This window comes from Bradyrhizobium sp. TM233 (assembly GCF_036247965.1).
Classification (GTDB): Bacteria; Pseudomonadota; Alphaproteobacteria; order Rhizobiales; family Xanthobacteraceae; genus Bradyrhizobium; species Bradyrhizobium ottawaense.
The window spans coordinates 1-635 of the sequence record NZ_BTIG01000098.1; the positions used below are offsets into that span (position 1 = coordinate 1).

Genomic DNA, 635 nt, shown 5'->3' on the forward strand with positions numbered 1-635 from the left:
CTTCGGGCTACGCGTGGCGCGGCCAAGCTGGACCGAAAGACGAAGTGCCCGACGAAGCCACGCGAGGCCGAAGGGTGAAGCGTGTCCGGCGAAGCCTTTTGGCGAAGACGGACTGTCTCATCCACACTCGCTCCCCCCACCCTAGCCATCCCCGCATCTCCACTGTATAAACCGGTAGCTTCTTCCGTCACTCGAAGGAGCTCATATGAACGACCTGCACGCGTGGCTTTCGCAGCAACACCACGGTTTGCGGACCTTCCAGACCTTTCAGCAAAAGCTCGAGATACTCGGCCAGCACGATCCCGCCCAGCGCGGTCTGTGCCGCCTGCTCAGCGGTATCGTCGGCAGCTATGTCGAGGCCTTTGACGAGGCGCCGCTGCCGGTCGACATTGCCGAGGTCGCCCATCGGCGCCTGCTGACGCTGGTCGAAAGCCTCGATCTGCACGGAAACGCCGCTCGCCGGCTCGCCGACATCAACCGCGTGGCGACCTGCGAGTTGTGGCGGTGATCGGCAGGACGAGCGTGCCCACTTCAATTTGTGGATAGCAAGACACGCCGCTACGGCCTCGCGACGCATGACGCCCGAGTCCTGTGCTTCTCTCGACGCCCCTTCCTGAAGAAAGGGCGCAGGGAAG

1 protein-coding gene is annotated in these 635 nt (G+C 63.5%); it reads left to right on the top strand.

Going from position 1 to position 635, the window contains the following annotated elements; genetic code table 11:
• Positions 1-205 precede the first annotated feature (205 nt).
• The gene (locus AABA86_RS33780; RefSeq protein ID WP_338309818.1) at positions 206-508 is read left to right on the top strand and encodes a hypothetical protein; all 303 of its coding nucleotides are present in this window, start codon (positions 206-208) and stop codon (positions 506-508) included.
• Positions 509-635 lie beyond the last annotated feature (127 nt).

Excerpts from the sequence above, each read along its gene's own strand:
- AABA86_RS33780 (WP_338309818.1), top strand. The coding sequence starts at position 206 with ATGAACGACCTGCACGCGTGGCTTTCGCAGCAACACCACGGTTTGCGG.